Annotated in this window: 2 tRNA genes and 3 rRNA genes; all 5 read right to left on the bottom strand. The window is 48.9% G+C overall.

Annotation, left to right across the window (positions count from 1 at the left end):
• Positions 1–19: 19 nt before the first annotated feature.
• A 5S ribosomal RNA gene (gene rrf / locus V6E90_RS21345) occupies positions 20–134 on the bottom strand.
• A gap of 163 nt (positions 135–297) precedes the next feature.
• Positions 298–3,189 (bottom strand): 23S ribosomal RNA (locus V6E90_RS21340).
• Between the two features lie 412 nt (positions 3,190–3,601).
• Positions 3,602–3,677 (bottom strand) — tRNA-Ala (locus V6E90_RS21335).
• 55 nt (positions 3,678–3,732) lie between these two features.
• A tRNA-Ile gene (locus V6E90_RS21330) sits at positions 3,733–3,809 on the bottom strand.
• A 59-nt stretch (positions 3,810–3,868) separates the two neighbouring features.
• Positions 3,869–5,406 (bottom strand): 16S ribosomal RNA (locus tag V6E90_RS21325).
• Together the 16S, 23S and 5S rRNA genes with 2 tRNA genes alongside form the textbook arrangement of a ribosomal RNA operon.
• Between the last annotated feature and the right edge of the window lie 168 nt (positions 5,407–5,574).

The following is a 5,574-nucleotide window of genomic DNA, read 5'->3' as shown; positions in this document are numbered from 1 at the left end:
GGGGGTGTTTAGATTTAAAAGCTGGCGATGACTTACTCTCACATGGCAAGTGCCACACTACCATCAGCGCTAAGAGGTTTCACTTCTGAGTTCGGGAAGGGATCAGGTGGTTCACTCTTGCTATTGTCGCCAGCAAACTGTTTATGGATACTTGCTTTGGTCTTATTGATTGCCAAGGCTTTTTCCAAATGAGTAATTAACGGATTAGTTAATTGAGTCGGTATTGTAACTAGATTTCACACTAAATCAAGTTATGTATTGAATTTATCTTGAATACAACAACTGTTTGGGTGTTGTATAGTCAAGCCTCACGAGCAATTAGTATTGGTCAGCTTCACACGTCACCGTGCTTCCACACCCAACCTATCAACGTCCTAGTCTCGAACGGCTCTTTAGAGGAATAAATTCCTAGGGAAATCTTATCTTGAGGTAGGCTTCCCGCTTAGATGCTTTCAGCGGTTATCCCTTCCGAACATAGCTACCCGGCGATGCGACTGGCGTCACAACCGGTACACCAGAGGTTCGTCCACTCTGGTCCTCTCGTACTAGGAGCAGATCCTCTCAAATTTCCAGCGCCCACGGTAGATAGGGACCGAACTGTCTCACGACGTTCTAAACCCAGCTCGCGTACCTCTTTAAATGGCGAACAGCCATACCCTTGGGACCTGCTTCAGCCCCAGGATGAGATGAGCCGACATCGAGGTGCCAAACACCGCCGTCGATATGAACTCTTGGGCGGTATCAGCCTGTTATCCCCAGAGTACCTTTTATCCGTTGAGCGATGGCCCTTCCATACAGAACCACCGGATCACTAAGACCTACTTTCGTACCTGCTCGACTTGTGGGTCTCGCAGTTAAGCGCGCTTTTGCCTTTATACTCTACGCGTGATTTCCGACCACGCTGAGCGCACCTTCGTACTCCTCCGTTACTCTTTAGGAGGAGACCGCCCCAGTCAAACTACCCACCAGACATGGTCCTCGCCCCGGATTACGGGGCAGAGTTAGAACCTCAACATTACCAGGGTGGTATTTCAAGGACGGCTCCATACAAACTAGCGTTCGTACTTCAAAGCCTCCCACCTATCCTACACAAGTAAGGTCAAAGTTCAATGTCAAGCTGCAGTAAAGGTTCACGGGGTCTTTCCGTCTAGCCGCGGGTACACTGCATCTTCACAGCGATTTCGATTTCACTGAGCCTCTGCTGGAGACAGCGCCGCCATCATTATGCCATTCGTGCAGGTCGGAACTTACCCGACAAGGAATTTCGCTACCTTAGGACCGTTATAGTTACGGCCGCCGTTTACTGGGGCTTCGATCAAGAGCTTCGCTTACGCTAACCCCATCAATTAACCTTCCAGCACCGGGCAGGCATCACACCCTATACGTCCACTTTCGTGTTTGCAGAGTGCTATGTTTTTAATAAACAGTTGCAGCGGCCTGGTTTCTGTGGCTGCCAATAGCTCAGGGAGCAAGTCCCATCACCGTCAGCAGCGTACCTTCTCCCGAAGTTACGGTACCATTTTGCCTAGTTCCTTCAGCAGAGTTCTCTCAAGCGCTTTGGTCTACTCGACCTGACCACCTGTGTCGGTTTCGGGTACGATTCCTGTGTAACTGAAGCTTAGAGACTTTTCCTGGAAGCATGGTATCAGCCACTTCACTGTACAAGTACAGCTTGCTATCAGTTCTCAGCATAGAGTACCCCGGATTTGCCTAAGATACATGCCTACAACCTTCCACCTGGACAACCAACGCCAGGCTGACTTAACCTTCTCCGTCCTCTCATCGCATTACACAGAAGTATTGGAATATTAACCAATTTCCCATCGACTACGCCTCTCGGCCTCGCCTTAGGGGTCGACTCACCCAGCCCCGATTAACGTTGGACTGGAACCCTTGGTCTTTCAGCGAACGGGTTTTTCACCCGTTTTGTCGTTACTCACGTCAGCATTCGCACTTCTGATACCTCCAGCATACTTCTCAATACACCTTCATCGGCTTACAGAACGCTCCCCTACCACTTGACTTAAAGTCAAATCCGCAGCTTCGGCACATAGTTTTAGCCCCGTTACATCTTCCGCGCAGGCCGACTCGACTAGTGAGCTATTACGCTTTCTTTAAAGGGTGGCTGCTTCTAAGCCAACCTCCTAGCTGTCTATGCCTTCCCACATCGTTTCCCACTTAACTATGATTTTGGGGCCTTAGCTGGCGGTCTGGATTGTTTTCCTCTTGACTACGGACGTTAGCACCCGCAGTCTGTCTCCCGGATAGTACTCATTGGTATTCGGAGTTTGCATCGGTTTGGTAAGTCGGGATGACCCCCTAGCCGAAACAGTGCTCTACCCCCAATGGTATTCGTCCGAGGCGCTACCTAAATAGCTTTCGGGGAGAACCAGCTATCACCAGGCTTGATTAGCCTTTCACCCCTATCCACAAGTCATCCCCTGGCTTTTCAACGACAGTGGGTTCGGTCCTCCAGTTAGTGTTACCCAACCTTCAACCTGCTCATGGATAGATCGCCTGGTTTCGGGTCTATACCCAGCAACTAAACGCCCTATTAAGACTCGATTTCTCTACGGCTCCCCTATGCGGTTAACCTTGCTACTGAATATAAGTCGCTGACCCATTATACAAAAGGTACGCAGTCACCGAACTAGTCGGCTCCCACTGCTTGTATGCATGCGGTTTCAGGATCTATTTCACTCCCCTCACAGGGGTTCTTTTCGCCTTTCCCTCACGGTACTGGTTCACTATCGGTCAGTCAGGAGTATTTAGCCTTGGAGGATGGTCCCCCCATATTCAGACAAGGTTTCACGTGCCTCGCCCTACTCGTCATCATTATGTGTGCCCTTTCGTGTACGGGAATATCACCCTCTACGTTCGCACTTCCCAGAGCGTTCCACTAGAACACACATAACTTAATGGGCTGCTCCCCGTTCGCTCGCCGCTACTAAGGGAATCTCAATTGATTTCTTTTCCTAAGGGTACTGAGATGTTTCACTTCCCCTCGTTCGCTTCATAAGCCTATGTATTCAGCTTATGATACCCGCCTTATAGCGGGTGGGTTCCCCCATTCAGAAATCTCCGGATCAAAGGATATTTGCCGCCTCCCCGGAGCTTTTCGCAGGCTATCACGTCTTTCATCGCCTCTGACTGCCAAGGCATCCACCACATGCACTTAATTACTTGACTATACAACCCCAAACAGTCGTTAACACATACAAGTCAGTGTTATCGTTGCAAACTTAATTGCTACTGGTTTGTTGTCTGTGAACTTAATCACCATACAGCTTCAATCTAAATTCATATACCAAAACGCTTGATTCAGTGTTTTTGCTAGTTCTCAATTTCATTCTTTCGAATGAATTGAGTGAACAATTTATTTCAGACTCAATTTTCTAATCTGTTAATGATTAACTACCACCTCGTCGGTGCGTAGTAAACTGTGATAAATCACAGAGATTAATAAACCAGTCAACTTGGACTGTATTCACTAAACTCTATAATCTTCTTAGCTTCAAGCTCCATCCCATGTGTGCCTGCGCACAGCATAGCTGTTTGCTTAAATTCTCGGACAAAGCGTTGCTTTGTTTATCCTCGAATTTGGTGGAGACTAGGAGAGTCGAACTCCTGACCTCCTGCGTGCAAAGCAGGCGCTCTACCAACTAAGCTAAGTCCCCAGCTTATCACTTAATGAACGACATATCTTTCAATCTAAGCTACTGCAATCAGATTTGGTGGGTCTGACAAGACTTGAACTTGTGACCCCACGCTTATCAAGCGTGTGCTCTAACCAACTGAGCTACAGACCCTCAGATACATCTTCGAAGAACAACTTGTTGTGGATTCTTACCAGTCACCAATCTTTCGTTAAGGAGGTGATCCAGCCGCAGGTTCCCCTACGGCTACCTTGTTACGACTTCACCCCAGTCATCGGCCACACCGTGGTAAGCGTCCTCCTTACGGTTAGACTACCTACTTCTGGTGCAACAAACTCCCATGGTGTGACGGGCGGTGTGTACAAGGCCCGGGAACGTATTCACCGCGGCATTCTGATCCGCGATTACTAGCGATTCCGACTTCATGGAGTCGAGTTGCAGACTCCAATCCGGACTACGATCGGCTTTTTGAGATTAGCATCCTATCGCTAGGTAGCAACCCTTTGTACCGACCATTGTAGCACGTGTGTAGCCCTGGTCGTAAGGGCCATGATGACTTGACGTCGTCCCCGCCTTCCTCCAGTTTGTCACTGGCAGTATCCTTAAAGTTCCCGACATTACTCGCTGGCAAATAAGGAAAAGGGTTGCGCTCGTTGCGGGACTTAACCCAACATCTCACGACACGAGCTGACGACAGCCATGCAGCACCTGTATGTAAGTTCCCGAAGGCACCAATCCATCTCTGGAAAGTTCTTACTATGTCAAGACCAGGTAAGGTTCTTCGCGTTGCATCGAATTAAACCACATGCTCCACCGCTTGTGCGGGCCCCCGTCAATTCATTTGAGTTTTAGTCTTGCGACCGTACTCCCCAGGCGGTCTACTTATCGCGTTAGCTGCGCCACTAAAGCCTCAAAGGCCCCAACGGCTAGTAGACATCGTTTACGGCATGGACTACCAGGGTATCTAATCCTGTTTGCTCCCCATGCTTTCGTACCTCAGCGTCAGTATTAGGCCAGATGGCTGCCTTCGCCATCGGTATTCCTCCAGATCTCTACGCATTTCACCGCTACACCTGGAATTCTACCATCCTCTCCCATACTCTAGCTTCCCAGTATCGAATGCAATTCCCAAGTTAAGCTCGGGGATTTCACATCCGACTTAAAAAGCCGCCTACGCACGCTTTACGCCCAGTAAATCCGATTAACGCTCGCACCCTCTGTATTACCGCGGCTGCTGGCACAGAGTTAGCCGGTGCTTATTCTGCGAGTAACGTCCACTATCCAGTAGTATTAGTACTAGTAGCCTCCTCCTCGCTTAAAGTGCTTTACAACCAAAAGGCCTTCTTCACACACGCGGCATGGCTGGATCAGGCTTCCGCCCATTGTCCAATATTCCCCACTGCTGCCTCCCGTAGGAGTCTGGGCCGTGTCTCAGTCCCAGTGTGGCGGATCATCCTCTCAGACCCGCTACAGATCGTCGCCTTGGTAGGCCTTTACCCCACCAACTAGCTAATCCGACTTAGGCTCATCATTTAGCGCAAGGTCCGAAGATCCCCTGCTTTCTCCCGTAGGACGTATGCGGTATTAGCATTCCTTTCGGAATGTTGTCCCCCACTAAATGGCAGATTCCTAAGCATTACTCACCCGTCCGCCGCTAGGTTAGGTAGCAAGCTACCCTTCCCCGCTCGACTTGCATGTGTTAAGCCTGCCGCCAGCGTTCAATCTGAGCCATGATCAAACTCTTCAGTTTAAAATCATTAGTAGCTTATGGCTACAAATCTTGGCTCATCAATTTTCTGACTAAAAATTCGCTCAAATAAACTTCGAGAAATTTCTACTCTTCAATCAATGAAATATTTTCGATTGATCAACTAGTAAAAATCCACACAAGTTGTTCTTCTATTCTCTTAATGATCTT

It is taken from the genome of Acinetobacter sp. ESBL14 (genome assembly GCF_036668815.1).
Classification (GTDB): Bacteria; Pseudomonadota; Gammaproteobacteria; order Pseudomonadales; family Moraxellaceae; genus Acinetobacter; species Acinetobacter gyllenbergii.
Note: the sequence above shows the minus strand (reverse complement) of the source record. Positions and strands in the feature narration are given on the sequence as shown.